General features: G+C 43.2%; 24 protein-coding genes, 1 pseudogene and 1 riboswitch. Of the genes and pseudogenes, 18 read left to right on the forward strand and 7 right to left on the reverse strand.

All coding sequences use genetic code 11. The features are described 5' to 3' along the window. Nucleotides 1-68 precede the first annotated feature (68 nt). Together B6K08_RS04715 and B6K08_RS04720 are read left to right on the forward strand one after the other, a co-directional pair. On the forward strand, nt 69-455 hold the full coding sequence (locus B6K08_RS04715; RefSeq protein WP_039207438.1) for a C-GCAxxG-C-C family protein: 387 nt from the start codon (nt 69-71) through the stop codon (nt 453-455). 17 nt (nt 456-472) lie between these two features. Continuing rightward, the gene (locus tag B6K08_RS04720; protein WP_039207436.1) at nt 473-1,078 is read left to right on the forward strand and encodes a DUF1847 domain-containing protein; all 606 of its coding nucleotides are present in this window, start codon (nt 473-475) and stop codon (nt 1,076-1,078) included. A 360-nt stretch (nt 1,079-1,438) separates the two neighbouring features. Here the strand turns inward: B6K08_RS04720 and B6K08_RS04725 are convergent, their stop codons facing one another. After that, complete coding sequence (locus B6K08_RS04725) at nt 1,439-2,347, reverse strand: Fic family protein (protein WP_039207434.1); 909 nt, start codon at nt 2,345-2,347, stop codon at nt 1,439-1,441. A 499-nt stretch (nt 2,348-2,846) separates the two neighbouring features. Here B6K08_RS04725 and B6K08_RS04730 point away from each other — a divergent pair, with 499 nt between their 5' ends. From B6K08_RS04730 to B6K08_RS13725, 14 genes and pseudogenes are all read left to right on the forward strand, one after another. Then, on the forward strand, nt 2,847-3,944 hold the full coding sequence (locus B6K08_RS04730) for an HlyD family secretion protein (protein ID WP_039207432.1): 1,098 nt from the start codon (nt 2,847-2,849) through the stop codon (nt 3,942-3,944). Further along, entirely contained in the window at nt 3,941-5,059 is a 1,119-nt protein-coding gene (locus B6K08_RS04735) for an ABC transporter permease (RefSeq protein WP_039207430.1), read from the forward strand. The genes B6K08_RS04730 and B6K08_RS04735 overlap by 4 nt, the downstream gene beginning before the upstream one ends. Before the next feature lie 540 nt (nt 5,060-5,599). After that, a pseudogene (locus B6K08_RS04740) lies at nt 5,600-6,019 on the forward strand (flagellin); the annotation flags it as partial. A 1,017-nt stretch (nt 6,020-7,036) separates the two neighbouring features. Then, complete coding sequence (locus B6K08_RS14045) at nt 7,037-7,381, forward strand: flagellin (RefSeq protein WP_234985238.1); 345 nt, start codon at nt 7,037-7,039, stop codon at nt 7,379-7,381. Nucleotides 7,382-7,627: 246 nt separating this feature from the next. After that, nucleotides 7,628-8,623 carry an ABC transporter substrate-binding protein gene (locus tag B6K08_RS04750; protein ID WP_080325528.1) on the forward strand — a complete coding sequence of 332 codons (996 nt, stop codon included), beginning with the start codon at nt 7,628-7,630 and terminating at the stop codon, nt 8,621-8,623. A gap of 10 nt (nt 8,624-8,633) precedes the next feature. Further along, the gene (locus tag B6K08_RS04755) at nt 8,634-9,512 is read left to right on the forward strand and encodes an ABC transporter permease (RefSeq protein ID WP_039210497.1); all 879 of its coding nucleotides are present in this window, start codon (nt 8,634-8,636) and stop codon (nt 9,510-9,512) included. Next, complete coding sequence (locus B6K08_RS04760) at nt 9,512-10,306, forward strand: ABC transporter ATP-binding protein (protein ID WP_039210494.1); 795 nt, start codon at nt 9,512-9,514, stop codon at nt 10,304-10,306. Before B6K08_RS04755 ends, B6K08_RS04760 begins: the two co-directional genes overlap by 1 nt. 225 nt (nt 10,307-10,531) lie before the next feature. Next, nucleotides 10,532-12,568 carry a methyl-accepting chemotaxis protein gene (locus tag B6K08_RS04765; protein WP_080325529.1) on the forward strand — a complete coding sequence of 679 codons (2,037 nt, stop codon included), beginning with the start codon at nt 10,532-10,534 and terminating at the stop codon, nt 12,566-12,568. Nucleotides 12,569-12,781: 213 nt separating this feature from the next. Continuing rightward, nucleotides 12,782-12,958, forward strand: a riboswitch (cobalamin riboswitch). 145 nt (nt 12,959-13,103) lie between these two features. Continuing rightward, nucleotides 13,104-14,060, forward strand: a complete 957-nt coding sequence (locus B6K08_RS04770) for an ABC transporter substrate-binding protein (RefSeq protein ID WP_080325560.1) — start codon at nt 13,104-13,106, stop codon at nt 14,058-14,060. Between the two features lie 15 nt (nt 14,061-14,075). Next, entirely contained in the window at nt 14,076-15,926 is a 1,851-nt protein-coding gene (locus B6K08_RS04775) for a TonB-dependent receptor plug domain-containing protein (protein WP_080325530.1), read from the forward strand. Between the two features lie 181 nt (nt 15,927-16,107). Then, complete coding sequence (locus B6K08_RS04780) at nt 16,108-16,899, forward strand: dihydroorotate dehydrogenase electron transfer subunit (RefSeq protein ID WP_080325531.1); 792 nt, start codon at nt 16,108-16,110, stop codon at nt 16,897-16,899. Continuing rightward, a complete protein-coding gene (locus B6K08_RS04785; protein WP_039211587.1) occupies nt 16,899-17,822 on the forward strand; it encodes a dihydroorotate dehydrogenase in 924 nt (307 codons plus the stop codon). Before B6K08_RS04780 ends, B6K08_RS04785 begins: the two co-directional genes overlap by 1 nt. A gap of 161 nt (nt 17,823-17,983) precedes the next feature. Beyond that, complete coding sequence (locus B6K08_RS04790) at nt 17,984-18,196, forward strand: hypothetical protein (RefSeq protein WP_039211589.1); 213 nt, start codon at nt 17,984-17,986, stop codon at nt 18,194-18,196. 63 nt (nt 18,197-18,259) lie between these two features. After that, nucleotides 18,260-18,412, forward strand: coding sequence for a hypothetical protein (locus B6K08_RS13725; protein ID WP_159446695.1), 153 nt, complete (start codon nt 18,260-18,262; stop codon nt 18,410-18,412). 138 nt (nt 18,413-18,550) lie between these two features. Here B6K08_RS13725 and B6K08_RS04795 read toward each other — a convergent pair whose 3' ends face one another. The 5 genes from B6K08_RS04795 to B6K08_RS04810 all read right to left on the reverse strand — a co-directional run bounded on the left by B6K08_RS04795 (nt 18,551) and on the right by B6K08_RS04810 (nt 21,608). Beyond that, complete coding sequence (locus tag B6K08_RS04795) at nt 18,551-18,832, reverse strand: hypothetical protein (protein ID WP_039211592.1); 282 nt, start codon at nt 18,830-18,832, stop codon at nt 18,551-18,553. Nucleotides 18,833-18,846: 14 nt separating this feature from the next. Further along, a complete protein-coding gene (locus tag B6K08_RS04800) occupies nt 18,847-19,608 on the reverse strand; it encodes a Fic/DOC family protein (protein ID WP_072033508.1) in 762 nt (253 codons plus the stop codon). After that, nucleotides 19,598-19,771, reverse strand: a complete 174-nt coding sequence (locus tag B6K08_RS13730; protein ID WP_159446696.1) for a hypothetical protein — start codon at nt 19,769-19,771, stop codon at nt 19,598-19,600. Before B6K08_RS13730 ends, B6K08_RS04800 begins: the two co-directional genes overlap by 11 nt. A 532-nt stretch (nt 19,772-20,303) precedes the next feature. Next, nucleotides 20,304-20,798, reverse strand: coding sequence for a zinc ribbon domain-containing protein (locus tag B6K08_RS04805; RefSeq protein ID WP_159446697.1), 495 nt, complete (start codon nt 20,796-20,798; stop codon nt 20,304-20,306). 84 nt (nt 20,799-20,882) lie between these two features. Continuing rightward, entirely contained in the window at nt 20,883-21,608 is a 726-nt protein-coding gene (locus B6K08_RS04810; RefSeq protein ID WP_080325533.1) for a FadR/GntR family transcriptional regulator, read from the reverse strand. A gap of 330 nt (nt 21,609-21,938) precedes the next feature. On the opposite strand from B6K08_RS04810, the gene B6K08_RS04815 reads away from it, so the two are divergent. Both B6K08_RS04815 and B6K08_RS04820 read left to right on the forward strand, forming a co-directional pair. Then, nucleotides 21,939-23,723: a methyl-accepting chemotaxis protein gene (locus B6K08_RS04815; protein WP_200810383.1), complete on the forward strand. Its 1,785-nt coding sequence runs from the start codon at nt 21,939-21,941 to the stop codon at nt 23,721-23,723. 148 nt (nt 23,724-23,871) lie between these two features. Next, nucleotides 23,872-24,261, forward strand: a complete 390-nt coding sequence (locus tag B6K08_RS04820; protein ID WP_027396563.1) for a methylglyoxal synthase — start codon at nt 23,872-23,874, stop codon at nt 24,259-24,261. A gap of 78 nt (nt 24,262-24,339) precedes the next feature. Here the strand turns inward: B6K08_RS04820 and B6K08_RS04825 are convergent, their stop codons facing one another. After that, nucleotides 24,340-25,356 carry a substrate-binding domain-containing protein gene (locus B6K08_RS04825; protein WP_080325534.1) on the reverse strand — a complete coding sequence of 339 codons (1,017 nt, stop codon included), beginning with the start codon at nt 25,354-25,356 and terminating at the stop codon, nt 24,340-24,342. Nucleotides 25,357-25,369 lie beyond the last annotated feature (13 nt).

Below are 25,369 nucleotides of genomic sequence, written 5' to 3' on the forward strand. Positions count from 1 at the left end.
AATACTGATGTATTGCGGAACATTTTTTTCGTAATGAATCATAGTGTTTATTTTAAGGAGTGTTACTAATGAGCAAATACACAGAAGCAGCCCAGGTTCTGCGGGATGATACCAGCCTGCATTATAACTGTGCCCAGTCCGTATTGATTCCCTTTGCAGAGGAAATGGGACTTACCAAGGAGCAGGCTTTCAATCTTGGATTTAATTTTGGTGGCGGCATGAAGCGGGCTTCTGTATGCGGTGCCGTTACCGCCGGTCTTATGGTGCTGGGAATGCACGGGGTAAATGATGTGAAGATTCTCAGTGAGTATCATAATGCCATCAAGGCCAACCATGATGATGTGCTGGACTGCGGAGACCTTCTGCGCGTTAGCAAGGAAAAGGGAATCGAGAAGAAGACCCATTGTGATGCTCTTATTAAGGAAGTAATTGAGCTGGTTGAAAAATACATTTAATCCGGAGGGATTTCTTTATGAAAGCAGATTGTGCCAATTGTCCTTCCCATGCCTGCTACACAAAGGGGGTAAACTGCACTGGTTACACTGATCAGGAGATTTTATCCGCTTACAGTGATGAGGAAAAGAAAATAATGCAGGCGGCGGCCTATGTGGAGGGCACCTTCTACAGTAATATTACCCGATTGCAGGAAACAGCGGAATTTGCCAAGGCCATGGGATATAAGAAGCTGGGAATGGCTTTTTGTATTGGCTTAAATTCTGAGGCCAGATACATTGCCAAGTTCTTTAAAAATGAAGGCTTTGAGTTTTATAGTGTTTGCTGTAAAAATTGCAGCTTTAACAAGAAAAATCTTGGATTAAAGCAGGTTAAGCCGGAGCTGGACCATGAGGCCATGTGTAATCCGAAATTTCAGGCCAAGATATTGGCGGAAAAGGGTACAGAGCTGTTCATTTCCTGCGGTCTTTGCGTGGGCCATGACGCTATTTTCAATGGCTCCTGCCCGGGGCCTGTCACGGCGCTGGTGGTAAAGGATCGCCTTCTTTCCCATAATCCTCTGGGTGCCATATATTCCCGTTATTGGAAAAGGAAGCTGGGAATCATGGATGAAGGGGAAATTTAAGTTGATTTTTCCGTTATTATTGCTATAATTAACAACACTCCTCATCTCCACCATCAATTAGGGCGAAAATGCAAACTTCGCCTGTAATAAGCTTACTGGACACCTGACGGTGTACACGCCCTTACACGAAATCTAAAGCTCATCTGTATCCTTCGGGATTTGATTCACTAAGATTTCATAGTAAAGAAGGCCAGGACCATTTCTAGAGTGGTTCTGGTTTTTCGTTTGGGGTACTGTTATGGAATTTAAGATAGGAATATTCCTGTGGCGGAGTATGATATATGAGTTTTATTAAATTCTTTGACGCTTGTAGTCATAATGAAATATTAAATGAGACTTATTCGGTCAGGGCTCTAACCATCAGCGGTTAGGGTCTTTTTGTATTTTTATTTTGAAATAGTCCAACCAAACCTTAAATCTGTCCTGGGCCGTCCGGCAGGTGTCCAACAAATAGCCTGGTTCCTTTATCCATTCCTTTAATCCACGATAATAATAACCCTTTAAATCATCACTGATAATAAATGGTGTAATGCCGTTTCTTAAACATTCCTTGAACATTATCAGTCTGCCTATACGCCCGTTGCCATCCTGAAATGGGTGAATTTGTCCAAAATCATGATGAAATGCCACGATATCCTCAAAGGTTTTCTCTTTCTCCGAATTATATTTTTTTAGTAATTGTTTTATTTCTAATGACACATTTTCCGGGGCAGTGGTGGCAAGACCACCTACTTCGTTTGGCATTCTTTTATAATCTCCAACAACAAACCAAGATTTTCGGCTGTCAGAGGTTCCTGATTTTAAGCATAAATGGAGCTGCTTTATAAAGGATTCACTTAGCTTGTATTTGGCGGCATCGATTATCATATTGATACAACTAAAGTGATTGGCCGTTTCAACTATATCGTCAACTTTAACCGCATCATTGTCTACACCGATAGTATTGGTTTCAAAAATAAATCTGGTTTGGTCATGGGTGAGGCTGTTGCCCTCAATGTGGTTGGAATTATAGGTTAATTCTATCTGGACCTTGTGATAGATACCGCCCTTTATTCCAGCCTCTTTTTCCTGTTGTAGTCTGGTCAGCAAATCGTCGGATATCTTGCCTGCCCGTGGTTTTCTAGGAGGTTTAGGGGCATCATCAGGTATTTTCCAGGTTTTACCATCCAATACTGCGCCTCTCACTTTGCCAGTGGCGCAATAATTTCTTGCACTTCTCTCCGATACCTTCCAATTGGAAGCCGCCTCGCTGACATTTATGTATTTCATCGTTTCTCCCCTCCCCATATATACTTTTACAAGCCTCATTACAATTATACCATATAAACGGCAAAATATATTGCGTTTTATATGGTATATTATGGAGTTATTTTGCCGATAAAATGAAGACTTATTTAAGCGGAGTTTTAAACTCCATCTGAATATAGCAGAATGACATCAATTGCTTAATCTATCCATCGATGCGGGAATTTTTACCTTTGTCATAATACACGTTTTCGACAGTTGAATTAAAACAAAGAGCCGATAACACCTTGATTATATTGGGTTATCAGCTCTTTTCTTTTATAAAACTGCAAAAATTCTTGACTATTTTTAAAAATTGTCGTAAGATAACCAAGAAATAAATCAATATAGTGCTTTAGGCGTCGCCCATTATGGGAAATGACAACGGCTAATACATGCCAGGAGACTGCAGGGACGGAAATTGTAGTCACCATCGGTTATGTATTGGTCGTTTTTTGTTTGCATAAAATGATGGAGGTAAGAAATGGATAAGAAATTAAGGGCAAAGAAATTTGGTATGATTTTTGCAGTGGTAATGGTGGTTACGGGACTGCTTTTAATGTACACAGGTAATGACGCGTTGGTACTGGCCACTGAGAAAAAAGAAGGAATATTAACCGCCGAACAAATTAAACTCTCCTTTGAAAATGTAGGCGGCAGGATGGTAAAGGAGTGTGTCAAAGAGGCTGACCAGGTAAAAAAGGGTGATGTGCTGATGGTGCTTGACAGCACTGATGTGGATTTGTCCATTGCTAAATTGGAAGCCCAGATTGCCCAGATGAAGTCTCAGATAAAGTCGGCAGGGGGCGGCGTAAATATTGCCATGTCCCAGGCGGACACCAACGAACAGCAGAGCTTCCGCCAGATTGACCAGCAGAAAGCAGCGGTGGATGCGGCAGAGGCCAACTATAACAATGCATCCTTGGACTATAACCGTAAGGTTCAGCTCTTTGAGGTGGGAGCCATTTCCAAAGCAGATCTGGATGCAGCCCAGACCTCATTGCAGGTAAACACTGCAAATGTAGCTCAGCAAAAACAGCTTTTAAGTAAATTATTGGCAGGTACCTCAGATAATGGTGATACAGATTCTCTTAATTTGCCAACTATTGCCCTGGAGCGTCAGACAGCAGCCAACAAGTTAAACGATGTGGAGGCATTGAACCAGCAGCTGAAAGGCTTGGAGGTTCAGCTTAAGGAATTAAAGGTTAAAAAGGAGCGTTTGACTCTTCGAGCACCTGAGGATGGCAAGATTATAAAGATATTGGCAAAAGAGGGGGAAATGATTGCCCAAAATACGCCGGTACTCCTTATGGAAAGCAACCGTTACTATTTTGATATTTATGTAAGCGAGGAAAAGGTCGACAAATATAAGGAAGGGGATGAAATTGAAGCCATCTCCGTAGCTGGAAAGAAAAAGGTTAAGGGTACTATTCGCCTGCTCACCCAGGCCCCTGGCTTTGCGGATTTGCGTATGACCCGTGAAAAGGGCCAGGCGGATTTAACATCCTTCCAGATGCGTATTTACCTTGAACCAACTGAAGAAATTCTTCCTGGCATGACGATGGGAGTGAAGATGAGATGAAGGCATTTCGTGACGAATTAAAACATCTTCTCTCTGGAAATGGTATGCCCTATGAAAAGGTATCCATAATGGTTTCCTTGGTTATAACGGTGATTTTCAGTGTTATGCTGGGGCTAAATTACGCTAAGGATACTCCAATTACGGTTATTGATTTGGACAATTCCCATTACAGCCATGAGCTGATTGACTATCTGAATAATTCACAGCTTATTTCTGTTACAGCGGTGGTAAATACACCTGCAGAGCCAAATGAGCTTATGTATCGTGATAAGGCCTATGCGGTAGTGTATTTGCCCCAGGGTCTTGAGAAAAATCATTATAATGGGGAACGAGCCGACATCGGCGTATTTTATGATAATACCAGCTCCTCAGCCTTAAGCGGCGTAAGGGAAGCCCTCAATGAGATTATCGCTGATTTAAATAATCCAAGTATTGGTACAGGTGATACCATAAGGGGCGGAACAATGCTGGTTTCCCGCTCTCTCTTTAATCCTGCAGAGTCTGCCAGTAATGGCGAGGTAACGGGCTTTTTGATATTTTTTTCCTCAATGTTTTTTGCCTTTGCCACCCTGGGCATGGTGCCACGCTTGAGACAGGAGGGGAAGCTGGATCTTCATTTTAAGGTGGGTACTGCCTATGACCTTATAGAACGCATATTGCCTTATTGTGCTTGCTGGCTCATTGCCAATTTTATCGGCCTTGTGGTACTGCGTTTTTGGGGTGATATTAATTTTTCCGGCAATATAATTTTGTATTTTGCAGTTCAGACCCTGTACATAATAATGCTGGGGATGGTTTCTGTGTTTATGGGTTGGTCTGCAGCCAATCCAGGGGCGGCTTCCAGCAGAATGATTTTGTTTGTGCCAGGAGGATTTATTTTCGGCGGATATGGTGTGCCTATGACTATGATGCCTGATTGGGTTCACTGGATTAACCAGATATTCCCGTTAACTTGGGAGTTTAAATTTATTCGTGATATCGTGTTTAGGGGAGCGGGCTTTTTCGATTGCGCTGTAACCATTGGCCAGTTCCTTATTTATATAACGATTATCTGGATACTTTTTTCCAGAAAATTTGATAAAGAGCAGATTGCCTACGGGGAAATCGCAGAATAATACGGGTAATATGCTGGTTAATAAAAGTAAGTTACTGACAAAAAAGTATGTTGACAAGTAAAAAAGGCCACCGACTTGTATGGATGCATTTCCATAAAGCTGGTGGCCCTTTTGTTACCTTAAATATTAAATTCACTTAATAATCTTAGGTGTGGTTTTTATATGGGATGGGGCTTCGAACACCGATTACAAGGCATAGTAGGAATATAATGAACCCTAAAGCAATTTCCATAAATAGCCCTCCCATCAAAAATATCTACACAAAGCACAATTCTCAAATATCAATTTAAGTATTAGTTAGACACATTTTTCAACAAAAAGGTTATCAATACATAATAATTCTCCAAAAGGTGAAGATTTCCTGCAAAAAATAAAGCAAAATACACAACTTGGGGGCGTGTCACGTTCATATATTAAGTTCACAAAATAATTTAACGATATCATGATTAGTAGTGGTGTATGCCGCTATAAATTCAATGGCTAAAACAAGGATGATTTCCCTACAGCAACACGGGGCAAGCGCAGAAAGGATGATACGCTATGGCCATGGTAGTTAAGAATAATATGTCGGCAATCAATACCTTAAATGTTCTTGGAAGGAACAGCAAGGAATTTGCCAAGCAGCTTCAGCAGGTTTCTTCCGGCATGAAGATCAATAGTGCGGCGGATGACGCTTCTTCCTATGCCATCAGTGAGCGGATGCGGGTGCAGATACGGAGTCTTGATGCGACCCTTACCAACACCCAGAACGGTTCCAGCATGATGAAGGTGGCAGAGGGAGCGGTGTCCTCCACGGTGGATGCATTGAGAACCTTCAAGGCTAAGGCTATTGATGCCGCCAATGATACAAATACAGACAGTGACCGGGCAATTATTCAAAAAGAGCTGGACCAGCTTATGAACCAGATTGATGATAATGCCTTGGTTACCTTTAATGGAAAATATTTGGTAAATGGAGCTATGGGAGGCAATATTGTGGCTGACCAGCAGGATTCCATTGTTTCCTTCATGGCTTATTTGGATGCATGTACATCTGGTACCCCCCAGGAGCTTTTGGATGGGGCTATAAAATTTGGTTCCTCTGGAATGTTTAAGGATGAGGCATCCCTTATAAATAGCTTCGTTGAGGCTATGAGAAATAGTAATGGAGACCTTTTGGAGGTTTGTGGCATCAATCTAAATAATGATGATACGGGATCCATTACTGGCCTTGATGCTGGCGGGGAAAAGGCCAAAACCGCAGAGTCCGTTGTGCCGGAGGAAAAGACATCATATGGTGGTAACACCAAGGGCAGTTCTTTTATCAGGGGACTTACGGTAAATTGGCCCGATGATATTAGTGACGACATGCAAAAGGCTATTGCCGGTGCCCTGGACAGCCAGTGGCTCACCAACTGCATGTGGCTGGTGGATGAGTCCTTTGCCATTAATTTCTGGGAAAATGGTACTTCTGTGAAGTCCATGGATGTAAACTTTGAAGATGATGCTTCTTCCAACAACTTGGCGTACGTAACAAACTATTATAATGATGGTGTTACTACCAAGCTTGAGCTCACCGTTAATATGCATTACTATAACAACCTTGATCTTACTGATAAAAATGGCGCGGTAAAGGATAATCCGAACCAGCTTTACTTGGACCGTACCCTGGCCCATGAAATGACCCATGCCATTATGGCTGCCAATATCAAAAATTTTAATGAATTGCCTAAATATGTTAAGGAAGGCATGGCAGAGCTGGTACATGGTATAGATGATTACCGCAAGGGGAAAATCCAGTCCTTGGCCAATGACCCTGATACTTTAAAGGATGTACTAAAGAATTCAGGGGCTCCTTCGGATGACAGTGCCTATGCAGCGGGCTACATGGTTCTTCGCTACATGGCAAAGCAGGCAGCAAGCTCTGAGCCGGAAAAGAGTGCTTACTTCCAGATAGGTACCAAGGCTTCTCAGACCATCAGCATTGGTTTGGCAGATATGCGTTGTGAGGCTTTGGGCCTTACAAAAGCTGACGGTACTGCTGTCAGCGTAGCTACCCAGCAAAAGGCTACTTCTGCCATAACTGTTATTGACCGGGCCATTAGCCGTGCCTTGAAGCAGCAGACCATTATTGGTTCCATTGAGAGCCGGCTGGAGTTTACGGCGGCCAATATTACCACTGCCACTGAAAATGTAACCTCTGCGGAGTCTGTAATTCGGGATGCGGATATGGCCAAGAGCTTTACAGCCTACACCAAGGCCAATGTTCTTATGCAGACTGCCCAGTCCATGCTGGGACAGGCCAACCAGAACGGTAGTGCAGTGCTGTCCTTGTTACAATAGTATGCTGAATATCAGCAAATCGCATAATTTGAATATTTATTCAACCCAAAGGGGCGGCCGTGTTGCTGCCCTTTTTTTATGGGGTGAGTGATAATTTATGGATGTTCTCGTTTAGAGGATTTTAAAATAATTATCTATATACAAAATAATTTTGTGTTTATGGGGGAGAACAATATTTATTTTTCTGAAACAATCGTGTATAATATGTGCAGGTTTGTAATTTTTATACTATAGGAGTGATAATGCATGGTTTTTTCCAAGAAAATGAAAATGGCAGCCCTGGGAATGGCTGCACTGTTCTCCTTTGGCCTGTTGGGGGGCTGCGGCTCCAATAATCAGGCGACCTCCGACCAGAAAGTGGTTGGTATTGTTCAGCTGGTGGAGCATGATGCTTTGGATGCTGCCAACAAGGGCTTTAGGGATGCCCTTAAGGAGCGTGGCTATGAAGAAGGGAAGAATCTGAAGATAGATAACCAGAATGCTCAGGCCGATCAGTCCAATTTACAGAATATTGGACAGCGTTTTGTAAGTAATCATGTGGATTTGATATATGCAATTGCAACCCCGGCTGCCCAGACTGTGGCCAACCTGACCAAGGATATTCCTATTGTTGGTTCTGCTATCACCGATTATGTGGGGGCAAAGCTGGTTAAATCCAATGATGTACCTGGTGGCAATGTTACCGGCACCAGTGATATGAATCCTATCAAGGATCAGGTGGATCTTCTGATTAAGCTCTGTCCTAATGCCAAGACTATTGGCTGCGTATATACCTCCAGTGAGGTGAATTCCGAGATTCAGTTTAAGGCCATGAAGGAATATGCTGAATCCAAGGGCCTTAAGGTTGAGGCTGCTACCATTTCCAATGTAAATGATATTCAGCAGGCTGCTCAGAGCCTTGTGGGCAAGGTGGATGCTTTCTATCTTCCTACTGATAATGTAATTGCTTCTTCCATGCCAACCCTGATTTCCGTAACCGAGGCTGCAAAAAAGCCTGTTATTTGCGGTGAATCCAACATGGTTAAGGCCGGCGGCCTTGCAACCTACGGTGTGGATTATTATGAGCTGGGTCGTCAGTCCGGCTTTATGGCTGCCGATATTCTTGACGGCAAGTCCAAGCCAGCAGATATGAAAATTGAATTTGCAAAGGTTCTTAAGGCTGTAGTAAACAAAGCAAATGCTGATAAACTTGGCATCACCATTCCGGAAGATGTGCTGAAGAATGCCGAGGTACTGAATTGAGGTTTTTGAAGTGGATTTGATTATTCCTACTATATCACAGGGGCTGTTGTGGTCTCTGCTGGCAATCGGAGTGTACATTACATTTCGGGTGCTGGATATTGCTGATTTGACAGTGGAGGGCAGTTTTCCCTTGGGGGCGGCTGTGGCTGCTGCTTGTATGTTGGGAGGCATGAATCCGGTTCTCGCCATTTTTGTGGCAGCCTTTGCCGGTATGCTGGCAGGTGTTGTGACTGGCTTTTTATGTACAAAATTAAAAATTCCAGCTCTGCTGGCGGGGATTCTTACCATGATTGCCCTATATTCCGTAAATCTTCACGTAATGGGCAAGGCAAATTTGTCCCTTTTACAGGTGGATACTGTTTTTACCCTGTATTCTATTCCTGATGTGACCCTTGGGAATATGGTTTTGGTAATCGGTGCAGCTGTGGTGGTTTTCACGGGTGTATTGTGCTACTGGTTTTTTGGTACAGAGATTGGTGCCTCCATTCGTGCCACGGGCTGTAATCCCCACATGATTCGTGCCAATGGTATCAATACTGATATTACCGTTATTTTGGGACTTTTGATATCCAATGCTCTGGTGGCTGTGTCTGGAGCCCTTGTGGCTCAGGCCAATGGCTTTGCTGATGTGGGCATGGGTGTCGGTACCATAGTAATCGGTCTTGCCTCTGTTATTATTGGTGAGGTGCTGTTTGGTACCCGTAGCTTCAAAAACTGTTTGATTTCCGTTATTTTGGGCTCCATCGTATATAGAGCCGTTATTGCCGTAGTTTTGCAGATGGGTATGCCGCCAAATGATTTGAAGCTGTTTACGGCAATTTTGGTTGCGGCCGCTCTTTCCATGCCGCTTTGTCAGGCTAAGCTGAAAAAGAGAAAGGTGGCCGAATAATGCTAAATATTGAAAATATCAAGAAAACCTTTAATCCGGGCACCATTACGGAAAAGGTGGCCCTGCGAGGGGTGTCGCTGCACCTGAAGCCAGGAGATTTCGTAACGGTAATCGGCGGTAATGGTGCGGGAAAATCCACCCTTATGAATGCCATTGCAGGCACCTTCAAGGTGGATGCTGGTAAAATTGTTATTGATGGCAAGGATATCACCAAGCTGCCGGAGCATAAGCGGGCAAAGTATATTGGGCGTGTATTCCAGGATCCTATGATGGGTACTGCTGCCAACATGCAAATTGAGGAGAATCTGGCCATTGCCTCACGCCGTGGACAGTTCCCAACCCTGCGGTGGAGTGCCCCGGAGGCTCAGCGGGCTTATTTCCGGGAGCAGCTGAAGCCCTTGAATCTCGGCCTTGAGGATCGTCTGGAATCCAAGGTGGGACTCCTTTCCGGTGGCCAGCGTCAGGCTTTGACCTTGCTTATGGCTACCATGGTGGAGCCAAAGCTGTTGCTTTTAGACGAGCATACTGCGGCCCTGGACCCAAAGACTGCGGCTCAGGTGCTGGAGCTTACCAATAGCATTGTAAACAGCCGCAAGCTCACCACCCTGATGATAACCCACAATATGAGGGATGCTTTGTCCTGTGGCAATCGTCTGATTATGCTCCATGAGGGCAGAATCCTCATTGATGTAAGTGGCGAGGAAAAGAAAAGCCTCACTATCAAGGACCTGCTGGCTATGTTTGAGAAGGCTGCAGGCAGCGAGCTTAATTCCGATGCACTGTTGTTAAGTTAATAATTAAATTCTGAATATACACTGGCCGGCTGCCATGCGAGAGAAAATGCTGCCGGGACTAAATTAGTATTTTTTGAAACTCCTGTAATTTTTGCAGGAGTTTAATTTTTTTTGTGGAATAAATCAAGTACAGTATTTGATTGTCAATGGAAGCTGACAATAAGCTAGTTAATTTTAGTTAATAATAGTAATACCATGTTTTCAAATATGTAAGGAGGCTTTACTATGGGTATTAAAGGAAAAATGCTGGTAGGGACGCTGCCCGTTGTAATTTTGGGTATGCTTATTCTTACCATAGTTTCAGTGGTGTCTTCCAGTGGAAGCTTGGGAACTCAGATAGAGAACACCATGAATTCAGAGCTGAAGGCCAATGTGAATTATATTAATGAAAAGCTGAATATGGCCCGTTCTACTGCAGTGAACACGGCCCGTTTCGTTGGCGCCACATACAAGAATGCTCCAATGGATACCTTTAAGGCTGTTATCGGCAAGACCATCCAGAAGGACGATTTCTTCTATGGAAGTGGTATCTGGTTTGAGCCTTTTGCCTTTGATGCATCCCAGGAATATATGGGACCATATTGGTACAAGGATGGGGGCTCCATCAAGGAAACCTATGAGTACAGCAATGCGGAGTACAATTATTTTACTCAGGAATATTATAAAAATGCCAAGGGGGAAGGTAAAGAGGGTGCTTTAATCACCGATCCATATTATGATCCGACCTCCAAGGTAGTTATGTCCACCTGTTCTGCACCTATTTTTGACCTGTCCGGCCAGTATGTGGGTTGTATAACAGTGGATTTCTCCCTCAAAGAAATCAGCGAGCTCATGGCTAGCATCAAGGTTGGTGAAAATGGCAAAGCAATTTTGGTTACCTCTGATGGTACCTATGTATATTCAGAAAATCCTGCCGATGTGGAAAATGGTGTTAAAATCACCGAGGATGCAAACAAGAGCTTGGCCGCTTCGGCTAAGGCTCTGCTTAGCAATGAAAGTGGCATGACGGAATTTGATGATAATAATCTGTATTTTGCCACTGTACCGGGGGTAAACTGGAAGCTGGCAATTAAGATGCCACAGGAAGAAATCAATGCACCGGCAGTAACCCTCACCGAGATTATGATTTTTGTTTGTGTCGTTATGATTGCTCTCTGCGTAGGCAGTATTGTATATCAGGCAAACAATATGGTTTCCAGAATCGATGCTCTTGGTGCCAATATGAGTGAGATGGCCAAGGGTAATTTGCGCCTGAATCCTTTGAATGTAGATTCCAAGGATGAATTGGGGCAGATGGCAGAAGGCTTTAATACCATGCTTCATAATTTGAAGGGCATAATTACTCAGACCATGAATACCGCAGAACAGGTGGCCGCATCCAGTGAGGAGCTGACAGCCAGCTCCCAGCAGGCAGCAGAGGCAGCAACCCATGTGGCACAGTCCGTTGTTGATGTGGCCGGAGGTATGGAAAAGCAGCTGTCCAGCATGGATGAGGCTAAGCACAGTATAGATTCCGCCTTTGGGGATATCAGTGTAATGACTGATAAGGCCGGCAGTGTTACGGAGAATACAGAGCAGATGGCCGGAGCTGCAGATACTGGTGCTCAGCTGATGCAGAACGCCATGGAAAAGATTAACAATATCGAAAGAAGCGTTGCTAATTCTGCTGAGGTAGTTAAAAAACTGGGCGAAAACTCCGCACAGATCGGTGAAATCGTTGACAGTATTTCCTCCATTGCTGACCAGACCAATTTGCTGGCCCTTAATGCAGCTATTGAGGCAGCCCGCGCTGGCGAGGCTGGTCGTGGCTTTGCTGTAGTAGCTGAGGAGGTTCGCAAGCTGGCAGAGCAGTCCCAGGAGTCTGCTGAGCAAATCAAGAACCGTATTTCCGTTATTCAAGGCGATACCAAGGAAGCTGTGGATGCTATGGAATCCGGTACCCAGGAGGTTGCTATGGGTACACAGGCTATCCGTGATGTGGGCGAGCAGTTTAAGGATATCACAGCCCGTGTATCCTCCATCAAGAATGAAATGGAAGAAATCAATGCCGCAGTTCAGACCGTATCCAAGGGGATGCAGGATGTGGTAGGTTCTATGGACAACATTGACAAGGTTTGCCGTGATACCTCTGAGGAGACCCAGACTATTTCCGCAGCAGCTGAGGAACAGTCCGCCTCCAGCGAGGAAATTGCTGCCGCCGCCAATGCCCTGTCCAGCCTGGCTACTGATTTGCAGACAGCCATGGGCAAGTTCAAGGTATGATTTGGAAGCGTAAACGAAAATTTGCAATGTAGAAATTCATATAATTAAAAATATGAGCCATGATAAGATGAATTTACACCATATCATGGCTCTTATTTTGTTATAGGACTTTAGTAACGAAATAAAATAATGCTTTACATGATATAGTTGTTAATTATATTTTGCGTTGACAATAAATTCATCTGATGATACCATGAGGAATGTATTTTAGAACAATATAATAAAGGGTTAGGTGTCGCAAGACTTAATAGAAAAGTCGGTTAAATGCCGGCGCGGTCACGCCACTGTATCGGGGAGCGAATCTGCACGCAATGCCACTGGGGAAACCTGGGAAGGAGCGGAGGAGCCATGATCCGGAGCCAGGAGAACTGCCTAATTAACAATCACCGTTTGACCTACGAGAGATGGGAAGGGGATTAGCGAGTTTTAAGCCGTCCTTTTTTCATTGGGGCGGTTTTTATATTGCTTTGGTTATTTTATTTGTTCGGAGGAAAGAACATTGAATAGATTTATTAAGTGGAATATTGCAGTCCTTATGTTGCTGGTGCTTATTTCTTTGGTTGGCTGTAAGCAGGACACAAAAACTGCAGATACTTCGGCAGCTTATACAGTTACAGATATTCAGGGTACCAAGGTTACTATCCCTGCCAAGCCTAAGAGGATATTAACCATGTCCATGAGCACCGATGAAATGATGCTGGGGCTGGTGGAGCCGGAGCGCATGGTGGCAGTTAATTCCTTGTTGGATGATCCTTCCAGTTCCAATATGGTGGAGCTGGGAAAGCAGGTACCGACAAAAATAAAATATCCATCTGTTGAGGAGATAGCAGCACTTCAGCCGGATTTGGTTATCGAGCCGGATTGGGGAGATCTTTCAAGAGTGGCGGCCCTAAGGGATTTGGGAATCCCGGTGGTGGTTTGCAAGGGACCAAAGAATTTACAGGATATAAAGGAAACTATTACTCTGTTGGCCCAGGCTGTGGGGGAGCCCCAGCGGGGAGATATTCTTTTAAAAAAGATGGATGAAAAGCTTGGGGAAATCAAGGCCAAGGTGGCAGAAATTCCTCAGTCAGAGCGAAAAAGCGTATTGCTAATATCCCTTATGAAGGATTACGGCGGTGCGGGCTGTGCCTTTGATGAGGCCTGTCAGCTGGCGGGGGTAATAAATGGTGCTGCCGCTGCGGGTATCCAAAATGGACAGATTATGACCAAGGAAAAAATGGTGGACATAAATCCAGATTTTTTGTTTCTGCCATCCTATAACAATCATGGAGAGGTGGATATCAACCGTATCCGGTCTGAATACATAAATGACCCGGGGCTACAGGGAATGAAAGCCATTAAAAATGGTGCCCTGCTGATGCCAGATGAGGGTTATATATATAATTGCTCACAGGATTTTGTTTTTGCGGTTCAGGAGATTGCCTATCGGGTATATGGTGACAAATTCAAGCTGGAGCCACAACAATATCTGTCGGCTGTTGAGAGGTAATAGGAGGAATATGTAATGCAAAGGGATTTGAAGAAAATGGTGTTGGCCTCATTGGCTCTGGGTATGCTGTACTCTGGTACGGCAGTGTGCCAGGCTGAAGCTGTGGCCCAGGATGATGATATTGTGGATGTGGTAGTTACGGCGGAGCGTATGCCATCATCCCGTATGAGCACTCCTGCTGATGTAACAGTTATCACCGCTGAGCAGATTGAGGATAATCACTACAGCGATGTAGCTGAAGCTCTTACCCATGTAAATGGTGTGGTTGTGAACAATGGTAACTCCAATGGTGACCAAGAAGTAGTTATCAATGGTGACCAACGTGTTGTGATTATGATTGATGGCCAGCGTCTGAATAATGACCAGGGCTCCATGGGCCGGGCCAGTGCTAATTTGGGGATGATTCCTTCTGTAAAGAATATTGAGCGCATTGAGGTGGTAAAAGGGGCCGGTTCTGCTCTCTACGGTAGTGATGCTGTAGGTGGTGTGGTAAATATTATCACCAAGAAGGGCAGCATGGCAGAGACCACCTTGGATATGAATATAGGTTCCTTTGGTACGCATAATTTGGAGCTTAGTAATCAAGGAAGTGAAGGCGATTGGAGCTGGTTTGCTACCGCTGGACTTCAGGAAAGGGATTATTATAGGTATAAAGGTGATAATGGGGAAGATGTTCGTCGCAATAACAGCGGCTATAATAAGAAAAGCCTCTATTTACGCCTTGATAAAAAATTCACGGATAGTGATTCTCTAAGACTTATGTTCACCCATAGACAAGCGGATGCTGGTATTCAGGAAGATGCTTTATTACGTCATCAGGATCACAATTATAATTATGGTTCTATTACCTATAATTTTAAGGAAAATCAGCCTGTACAGGGATTCTTGCGCTATGGGGTCAACTACAAGAGCACCGATTATCAGGGAAAATATGACACTCACAGCCATAGCTTGGAATATCAGAATGGTTGGCAGCTAGGCAACCATAAAATCGTTGCTGGCGGTGAATGGCGTAAGAGTTCTTCCACAAACAAACAGAGCGGTTACGAGGATAAGGATATCACCACCTATGGTTTATTTGTGCAGGATACCATCAAGCTTGATGACCAGTGGACCTTTGTACCGGGTTTACGGATGGATCATCACGATGCTTTTGGTACCCATTGGTCTCCAAAGGCAGCTCTCAATTATCAGCCAACTAAGCAGACCAGATTGTATGCTTCTTGGGGTAAGGTCTTTAAGGCTCCTACAGCTGATGATATGTTCTATACTGATGCTTGGATGAAGGGTAATCCAAATCTGAAGCCTGAGTCCGGCCATGTAGAAACCGTTGGAGTAACCCATGAATTTTCCGAAAAGGCCATTTTGGATGTGAATTACTTCTGGAGTGATATTGATGATGCTATTAAATGGGTATACAACCCAGTTACTTTCTTGACTGATGCTAAAAATGTGTCCAATGAAAAGAAGCAGGGAATTAATATTTCTTTGAATGGTGCTTTGTCTGACCGTTGGTCCTATGAGGCTGGTTACTCATATATTAGCAGCAAGACTGATGACAAACAGGTTTCTTATTATGAGCCAAATGGGTATCGTTTGGGGGTTCATTATAAATGTGACCGGTGGAAGGCTAACCTTATGGGGCGCTTCGGCAGTGGCCTTGATGATTCGGCTTATGGTCGCAACCACTATGCTATTTGGGATTTCAACACTAGTTACAAGGCAACGGATAATATAGATATCTATTTCAAGATTAATAATATTACTAATCAGGTATATTATGTGGTACCTAAATCTACTTATACAGGCTTCTATTATCCTCTTCAGGGTCGTACCTTCATCGTTGGTGCAAATATTAAATTCTAATAAAATTAAACAACATTAAAATACAGTTATTTTACATTTCAAAAGCTGCTCATCACTGGGCAGCTTTCCTTTTGGGATAGTTCGTTTTTGAAGATATTGTGGGAGAAATAGGGGAAGGAAGTATAGAAGGTGGCAAAATAGCTGGTAATATGGTTTAATTATTAGATGAGGTGATTGCGAAATGAATGAAACCAAAAAACTGGTGGAGATAGGCAATATTGTTTCCAACTGGGAATTATCCGCCGATGTTAATGCTCTTGTACTGGAGTGCCCAGATATTGTATCTGTGGCAAAGCCGGGTCAGTTCGTTATGATAAAAAATGAAATGGGCAGTACCTATCTGCGCCGTCCCTTTGGTGTAGCCGATGTGGACAAAGAGCAGGGGCTGTTGCTTCTTATATACCGCAAGGCTGGCAAGGGAACCCAGGAGCTGGCCCAGCTGGATGACGGGGCGCCTATCAGTGTGGAGGGCCCTTTGGGCAACGGCTTTTCCTTTAAAAATGAAGGCAGAACTCTCCTTATTGGCGGGGGCGTAGGCATTGCCCCTATTATTTATACTGCACGTCATTTGAGCAAGGAGCTGGATGGTCCTAAGCCTGTTATCCTTTTGGGAGTACGCAATCACAAGGAGCTGTTTTGGAGCGATTTCGTAGAGAATTTTGCTGAAAAGCTGGTATATACCACAGATGATGGCTCGTACGGCCGCAAGGGCTTTGCCATTGATGCCATTCCGGACATACTGAAGGAATACCCGGACATTAAGCATATTAAGGTTTGTGGATCTACTGTTATGATGAAGGGGATTGCAGAGCTGGCCATAAAACAGGGCATTGAGTGTGAGGTTTCTCTGGAAAAGCGCATGGCCTGTGGCTTTGGGGTGTGTCTTGGCTGTACCTTTGAGGGTAAGAGCGGCAAGCGTTGGAAGGTATGCGGTGACGGTCCAGTATTTGATGCAGAGGAGGTATTTGGCTGATGAATTTAACAAGATTGGCAACTGATTTTGCCGGTATCAGAATGGCTACCCCTGTTATGGGAGCCTCCGGAACCTTCGGCTTTGGCGTTGAATACAGCGATTTCCTCGACTTAGATCAGGTGGGAGCTATTATTTCCAAGGGGCTGACCCCATTGCCAAGGGCTGGTAATGAAGGGGTGCGTATTGCAGAAACCCCATCTGGTATGCTTAATTGCATTGGGCTGGAAAATCCCGGCATTGATGTATTTTTAAGGGATATCCTTCCTAAGGTACGAAAGGAAGCCCCTAACACCGCTTTTATTGCCAATTTCTCCGGCAGCTCCGTGGAGGACTATGGCATAATGGCTGAGAAGCTGGATGTGGATGGGGTTGATGGTATTGAGGTCAACATTTCCTGTCCTAATGTTAAGGAGGGGGGCATCGTCTTTGGTACAGATCCCAAGGCTGCAGCTGCTGTTACCAAAGAGGTGAAGGCCCATACCACTAAGCCTGTTATTGTAAAGCTGTCACCTAATGTTACGGATATTACAGTCATGGCCAGGGCCGTAGAGAAAGCCGGTGCTGATGCCTTGGCTCTGATTAATACCCTTACTGGCATGGTGATTGATATTAATACATGGAAGCCACTTTTGGGCAATGTAACCGGGGGACTTTCGGGCCCTGCGGTAAAGCCTATTGCAGTGCGAATGGTGTATCAGGTGGCCCAGGCGGTTAACATCCCTATTATGGGTTTGGGCGGCATTGCCACTGCTGAGGATGCCATCGAGTTCCTTTTGGCCGGTGCATCCACCGTTGCCGTAGGCGCCGAAAACTTCGTCCACCCAGACGCAGTGGTCCGTGTAGCCGAGGGAATCGATGCATATCTGGAAAAACATAACCTCAGCCATGTATCCGAGCTGGTGGGGAAGGTAAAAATCGGTTGATATTAAAAATATAAAAATACAAAAGGCATTTGTAGGTTTAGAATGCTAATTTTCTAAGCCTGGTAAATGCCTTTTTATGTATTCATAAGTAAAAAGGATTATATGAATTTATAATCTCTAATGCCGGGAACAATCCTTACTATGGTTTTAGTGCAGCCGGGATGGCATCAGGAGCAGCCCAAAAGGTTGTCAATACGGTTGCTGATGTTGCCGATGCACCTTCAAAAACAAGTGAACATTATGGCAATAAGCTTCAGGATAAATTTGATCCACAGAAGCCAGGTAATATCTATGATAATGCTGTTCATAAATACGGTAAGATGTCAGACTTAAATCCTAATGGCAGTAAAGATCCTTTTGAAGAAACTAAATAAAATAAGAGTCAGCTTCCGGGCTGGCTCTTTCTAATGGGCATTGTTAAATTGAATGGGGTATAGATGTTTGATATAATGGACATCGAGGGGCATGTTGATGTGTCGGTTTCCTACCATCTTTTTTGGGAGGTGGTGCCTATGGGTCTTTACGAGCAGCTATCCTTGTTGATAGCACTTCTAAACCTCTTGGTTGCCATTTTTACCTATGTAAAGTAAATTACAAGGGTAAATATAAAACCGACCATTTGCCGTGGTCGGTTTTACTGAGATTATAAATTCTGAGGAAACTGACGGAGCAAACATCAACTGCCTCTTTTCTTATGCTCATTATATCATACGTAATCCTAAAGTCAATTATCTCTCCAGAGCGTTAAGCTTCTTACTCATTTCTGCAATCTGCTGGTTTTGCTGTTTAATAATTTCAGCTAATTCAGCTACCATTTGCTTAGTTTCTGTTAATCCACGAGATTGTGAATTAATACATTTAGTTAAGCTTGGTGCGTATGCAGCCAAAACATGATCCAGATCATTTGTACCAAAGGTTTGTACTATAGCAGCCGATTCGTGGCCGGTAGTCTGCGGATTACCGTCTTTATCATAAGGTTCATGATTAACACCGGAACCAAACCATCCCATAAATATCATCCTTTCTATCGTGTAAAAGAGTGTTTTTTTACTGTCTTTTTCATATTTTTTATTTTGGTTTTGTAAAAATTGATTTGTTCATCTGAAGCATTATATTCTTCATAACCATAATCATCAGTGATCGTATTCTTTATATCAAGGTCATCGGATGTCAAAATATCTAATGTTCCAAGAGAAGGTTGCTCTTCTGTGAGTAAGGTAACACCATTGGAAAATATCTTCTCAAACAGTGAATTATCAACTTGATTAAAAGATAAAATACTTGCTTTTAGCATATCTTGGTGAGTGGTATGGGTTAATTTAAACCTATATCCACATGCCAAGCAAATTAATCTGGCAAATTCTCTTTGGGTTCGTCCATTGCCTTCTCTAAAAGGATGTAAAGCATTTAAATCACCGTAATTTTCAGCAAGAACATTTATAAATTTATTATAATCCGTTCTTGCTTCGTAACACTGAACATAATATTTTGAAAATACAGTTTCAGCATAGCTTGGAATGTTACATGCTGGACAAAACAGGTTGCCTTTCCCAATATCTACAGTTCGTTCTTTTCCTGCCCAATCATAAAGATCTTGAAATATATATTTATGAATAGCTTTTAGGTGTTTAAAATCATATTTGCCTTTTAATGGTTTAATTTCAAGTTCTTTCAGGCGAATATACGTCAAACGGACTTCAGCATTTAATAAGTCTTTTTTGCTGGTTATTCCTAATTTATTTATTAACACATTTGAATTAGGATAGCGATACTTATCAACGTGCATATTCCGCTATAACCTCCTGGCGTAATTGCTCATAGGTTTTCTTTCCCTCTGATACTTTTATTATTTCTTTAATGAAAGCCTTACTAAGATACATATTTTCAATTGCCAATGTTGCTGCAACTTCTGCAATTTTACGATTTTGAGGAGTATCTGGAATAAGCATTTCTAATTCACTCCTTTATCTCAAATATATCATACTATATTTTACCATTTTTCATACTCTATTGTCATTCAAAAAGCATTAGCTTTTACAGGCTGAATTTTTTGTTTTTGATGGCCAGGAAAGGGCATACCTCACAGGCCGCAAGGGCAGACAACGGCTCCTTATGGCGCCGATGGCTGCAACGTATACCCTTGCGATAAGCCGTCAGTGAGGTGTGCTAGGCTCTTGGACCAAAAACAAAATCAGAAGGAAACGAGTATTCACCTTCGATGCCCATTATGGGCATCCTGATATAATAAAAAAATGTATAATGATTATTGGAAAAAAATAAGAGTCAGCTTTCGGGCTGGCTCTTTCTATTGGGCAGTGTTAAATTGAATGGGATAGGAATATTTGTTAGAATATATTGCAGAGACAGTTGATGTGTCGGTTTCCTCCCATCCTTTTTGGTAGGTGGTGCTAATCCTGTTAGGTAAAACAGCCTCAAATATATCATCACGTTTTGCAGTATAGTCAACTTTTTCTGTACGGATTAATATAGCTTGATACCGCAGTTTTGGCAAAATTTCGCGCCTGGAAGCAGCTTGGTGCCACAGCTGGTACAGAATTTCTTTACGCGTTTTTCCTTACCCACAGGGGCCATATGGTCCTGCTCGGACAACTGTTTAAATACCATGCGCAGTATAGGAATCAGCATATCGTTTGGCACATATATCTTATAGGTATCTGATATCGGAGAGACTCCCTCAGGATAATACATTGTCAAATCAAAGCCAAACTGGGACTTGGTAAGCTGTATATTGCTGCCAATTAATCGTTCCATGGGAATAAACCAAGGATAGCCCAGGATGTGCATACCTTTGGTGGTAAGGAGAAAACCCTTATTAGGGGCTTTCATATCTCCATCGTCATAGAAAAGGATGACCTGTTCTTCTATGGCAGAGAAGCTGTTGAATTTTTTTACACCAAAGCTGATACAGCTATCCGTATGGGGATTCACCCCTGGAAAGTGGAAATTCACCGGCATAAAACCTATGCCGGTGATAATGTTTTGTGCAAATATAACATTGTTGAAATTAAATGGAATTTGAAAAGTCATATAGATTTGAACTTAGCTTTGCTCCTCTATTTTATTTTGTGAGTATTCGTCGGCTTTTATCATATATTCACGAATAAGACTAAGGTGGTTTGTCATGGCATTATAGGCGTCAAAAATCTTACCCTCCAAAATGGCCTTTAAAATGCGGCGATGATAGTAGAGTGTATTTGATACACTGAGGTTGTTGAGGGTCAGTGAAATATTCTTTTCAATGAAAGAAAAGAGAATATAGGTAAGATTGCCAATAATCCTGTTTCCAGTGGATTCAGCAATAAGCTGATGAAATTTGCCGTCCTCGGCCACATAAGATTCACCTTTGCTAATGCGATCCTCAAGGGCCTTCATCATATCAATAAGGGCCTGCTTCTGTTCCTCCGTAGCATTTACAGCGGCCAACTGGGCGGCCTTTGGCTCAATCATCAGTCTAAGGTCAATCATGTCCAGTGCCAACATCTGGTCGTCATAGATAAAAGTAAGCCCTAGTGGATCATCAGGAATACCCTGTTTTTCAGAAATAAATGTGCCGGCCCCCTGACGACTTTCCAGAATGTTGCGGGCAATCAAAACCTTAAATGCCTCCCGCAAAGTACCACGGCTTACAGCAAATCTGTCAAGAAACTCTGCTTCGGTGGGAACCTTGTCGCCAGGCTTCAGCTGCCTGGAAGTGATATAATCAATAATTCTGTCTGTTGTTAGTTCAACCAGCGTTTTCCCGCTGTCCTCCTTTATATCTTCCATGACACTAATTCTCCTCACTGTTAAAATTTAGTTCCGTGTAAAAAATGTTTAATTTATAAGACCATTATATAAAATTTGATACAATAAAGCTACACAATTTTTCAAATATTATTTATAATTTCTTGCTTTTATAGGCTAATACATTGACTTGCCATTTGCTGGTTAGTTTGATGGATAGTTGCTTCTTGAAATAATTTATCATACAATTTATAAATAAAAAAGAAGGATTTTTATGTAGAACGTAGAATACTCACTATTATATATATAATAGTGAGTATTCTGCGATGTAGGGGGGAGTATTCCTACGGAAATGCAAGAGGGGGAAGTTTAATGAAGATATCATTAAAAAACAAGGTGATTTTTGTTGTAGTTGCCATATCTTTGCTGACTACTTTATGTATTGGCATAATGATGGTATACAGCATGGTAGATGAATCAAAGCGACAGGTGGAAACCTATAGGGCAACATTGACTCAGGATATTGAGAAACAGCTTAAGGATCAGACTGAAAGTGCTGTTTCCGTAATAAATTACGTATACAGCCTTCAGCAGAACGGAACTCTTACCGAGGAGCAGGCAAAAAAAGAGGCTGCAGATCGGGTGAGAGCTATGCGCTATGATAATGGTGCCGGCTATTTCTGGATTGACACCTATGATGGGGTTAATGTGGTTCTCTTGGGGCGTCCGACAGAAGGCAAGAGCCGTATAAATTCCGTAGACCCAAATGGCACCCGCTTTATTGAAGAAATGATTAAAAATGGCCGTAAGGATGGTGGCGGATTCACTGACCTGATGTTTGCAAAGCCAGGTGAGGATACGCCGCTGCCAAAGCGAAATTATACCGTGGCTTTTGCTCCTTACCAGTGGGTTTTGGGTACTGGTGTGTGGATTGATCATATTGATGCCATGGTGGCCCAGCAGGAAGAAGAGGCCAATGCTGCATTGTGGTCTGGCCTTATGAAGATGGGGGCTTTTGTATTAGTTCTGCAGATATTGTTTATTTTTATAGGTTATGTATTTGCAAATAAAATTATTCAGCCTATCATTAGCGTAACTGACAGGCTGAAGGTTTTTGCTACCGGAGATTTCCGTACTGCCAGCAGTGATGACGCACGTTTTGATTCTAACGATGAAATCGGCGAAATGCGTCAGGCTATGCGTACCTTGCAGTCCAGTATCAGCACTATGATGAAAAAAGTTATGGAGACCGCCCAGCAGGTTACTGATTCTGCCGGACAGCTTAATGACAGTGCCAGCCAGTCAGCAGAGGTTTCCAATTCCGTGGCCAATTCCATGGTAAATGTGGCAGGCAACTGTTCGGAGCAGTTTACCGAAATTGAAACTGCCAATGGTCAGGTGGAAACACTGGGACAGCACATGATGAATTTCGTAAATACCATTCAGCATTCAAGTGAAGTGGTTCAGGTTACCCAGGAAAAGGCTGTTGCGGAGGCAAAGACAGTTGATGGAGCAGTAGAGCAGATGAAGCTGATTCAAACTTCTGTAACCCAATCAGCAGCTGTCATTACAGAATTGGGTGAGGAATCTGATCGCATTGGTAAGATTGTTGATACTATTTCTTCCATTGCCACCCAGACTAATTTGCTGGCACTTAATGCAGCTATTGAGGCAGCCCGTGCAGGCGAGCATGGCCGTGGCTTTGCCGTTGTCGCTGATGAAGTAAGGAAGCTGGCTGAGCAGTCCAGTGAGTCTGCTGGTGAAATAGCTGGCCTTATTACATCTATTCAGGAAAAGAGCCAAAAGGCTGTGGCTGTAATGCAGGAAGGTGTAGGTCGGGTGGAAGCTGGTACCAAGGTGGTACAGGATTCCGGTGCCAGCTTTAATGAGATTGCGGAAATGGTTCGTAAGGTAGTGGAAGCGTCTCAGGAAATGGACAATATCGTTAATGCTCTGAATGAAAATACCAAGACCATTGGTGGAGCTATCCAGACAGTGGCTGTAAAAAGCTCATCAGTTTCCTCCGAGGCAGAAAGTGTATCCGCTGCCAGTGAGGAGTTGACCGCAACTATGAGTGAGATTGAAAGCTCCAGCGGCGTATTGGCAGAAATGGCCAAGGATATGCTGAAAGCTGTTGAGAATTTCAAGATGAATTAAGTTAAAAAACAGTGTTAAATAGGCTGTAACTGATGTATAATCAAAGTTGGGAATAAAATCTGACTTTTACAGGTTTTTTTCACTTATTAATGTTATATTTCATGATGTACGATAATAGGAAAAGAAAAAAGAAAAGAGGTCGATTTTAATGCAGACTATTGCACTGATTGCTCATGATAAGAAGAAGGAAGAAATGCTGGAATTTGTAGAGCAGCATATTGATTTACTGAAGGGCTGCCACTTGATTGCTACCAATACCACTGGTACCAGAATCAAGGAAAAGTTTGGTATAGATGTTGAGACCATGATGTCTGGTCCTCTTGGCGGTGACCAGCAGATTGGTGCAAAGGTTGCTACTGGCGAGGTTGATTATGTAATATTCCTTCGCGATCCACTTACCTCACAGCCTCACGAGCCTGATATTAACGCACTGCTGAGACTTTGTGATGTTCACAATGTACCACTTGCAACCAACAGAACCAGTGGTCATATCATGCTGAAGTATGTGGCCATTGAAAACACTGTTGCCAGTGACTGATTCTAAAAAACAACGATGATAAACTTAAAACGCCTTGGCTCATTGAGTCAAGGCGTTTTCTACGTACAAAACAGATCATTATTTTACGAGATTTGTGTTGTCCTTATCGATTATCATTGGAATACACAAATAAGCCGGAACCGTCATAACACCATTATTGTAGGTGGTTTTGTCATTGATGGCAGGCTGAGTTCCCTCAACTACGGCCTTAATCATGCGGATACACTTAGCATTAAGGTCATCTGAGGATTTATAAATGGTAATAGCCTGAGTACCAGAGCGGATGGCCTCAATGGCACTGGCTTCGGCATCCTGGCCGGTAATAAGTGGCCAAGCACCATGATAATTTGCCTGTAAAGAAGCACGGATGCCAGCGGCACAGCCATCATTTGGAGCAAGAACAGCAGCCAGATTACCATCGGAATAGTAGGTGCTGATGAGCTTGTCCATGCGGGCCTGAGCATTCTTACCGTCCCAGTCCTTGGTGGCAGCCTGCTCAAAGCTGGTTTCGTTACTGCGACTTACAAGCTGACCATTATCGAAGTATGGCTTAAGCACCTCCATGGAACCAGTAAAGAACATGTGAGCATTGTTATCCTTTGGATCCCCGGCAAATACCTCAATGTTGTAAGGACCAGCACCGGATTTGAGGTTAAGGGCTGCCACCAGATATTCACTCATGGCCTTACCAACAGCCTCATTATCAAAGGAAGCATAGTAGGATACGGCATCAGTGTTCATAATCAGGCGGTCATAGGCAATGACAGGAATGTTTTCAGCCTTTGCGTCCTTTAAAACCTCGGTGAGCTTTTCACCATTTACTGCGCCAATAACGAGGCAGCCAGGATGGTCCTGAATCATCTTCTTTATTTGTTCAATCTGCTGATCCTCGGTATCAGCAAACTGCAGATCAACCTGGAAGCCCTCTTTTTCCAGATCTTCCTTCACGCTGTTGCCGTTTTTCTGCCAGCTGGCAGATGAATTGGCAAAGCTTATAGCAACTTTCTTGTTGGAACCGTTGTCAGAACCGCATCCGCTAACCAGAAAGGTTGCTACAAGAAGTAAAAGTGATGCTAAAGCGATTATTTTTTTCACTTAATATTCTCTC

The organism is Anaerovibrio lipolyticus DSM 3074, assembly GCF_900141865.1.
GTDB lineage: Bacteria > Bacillota > Negativicutes > Selenomonadales > Selenomonadaceae > Anaerovibrio > Anaerovibrio lipolyticus.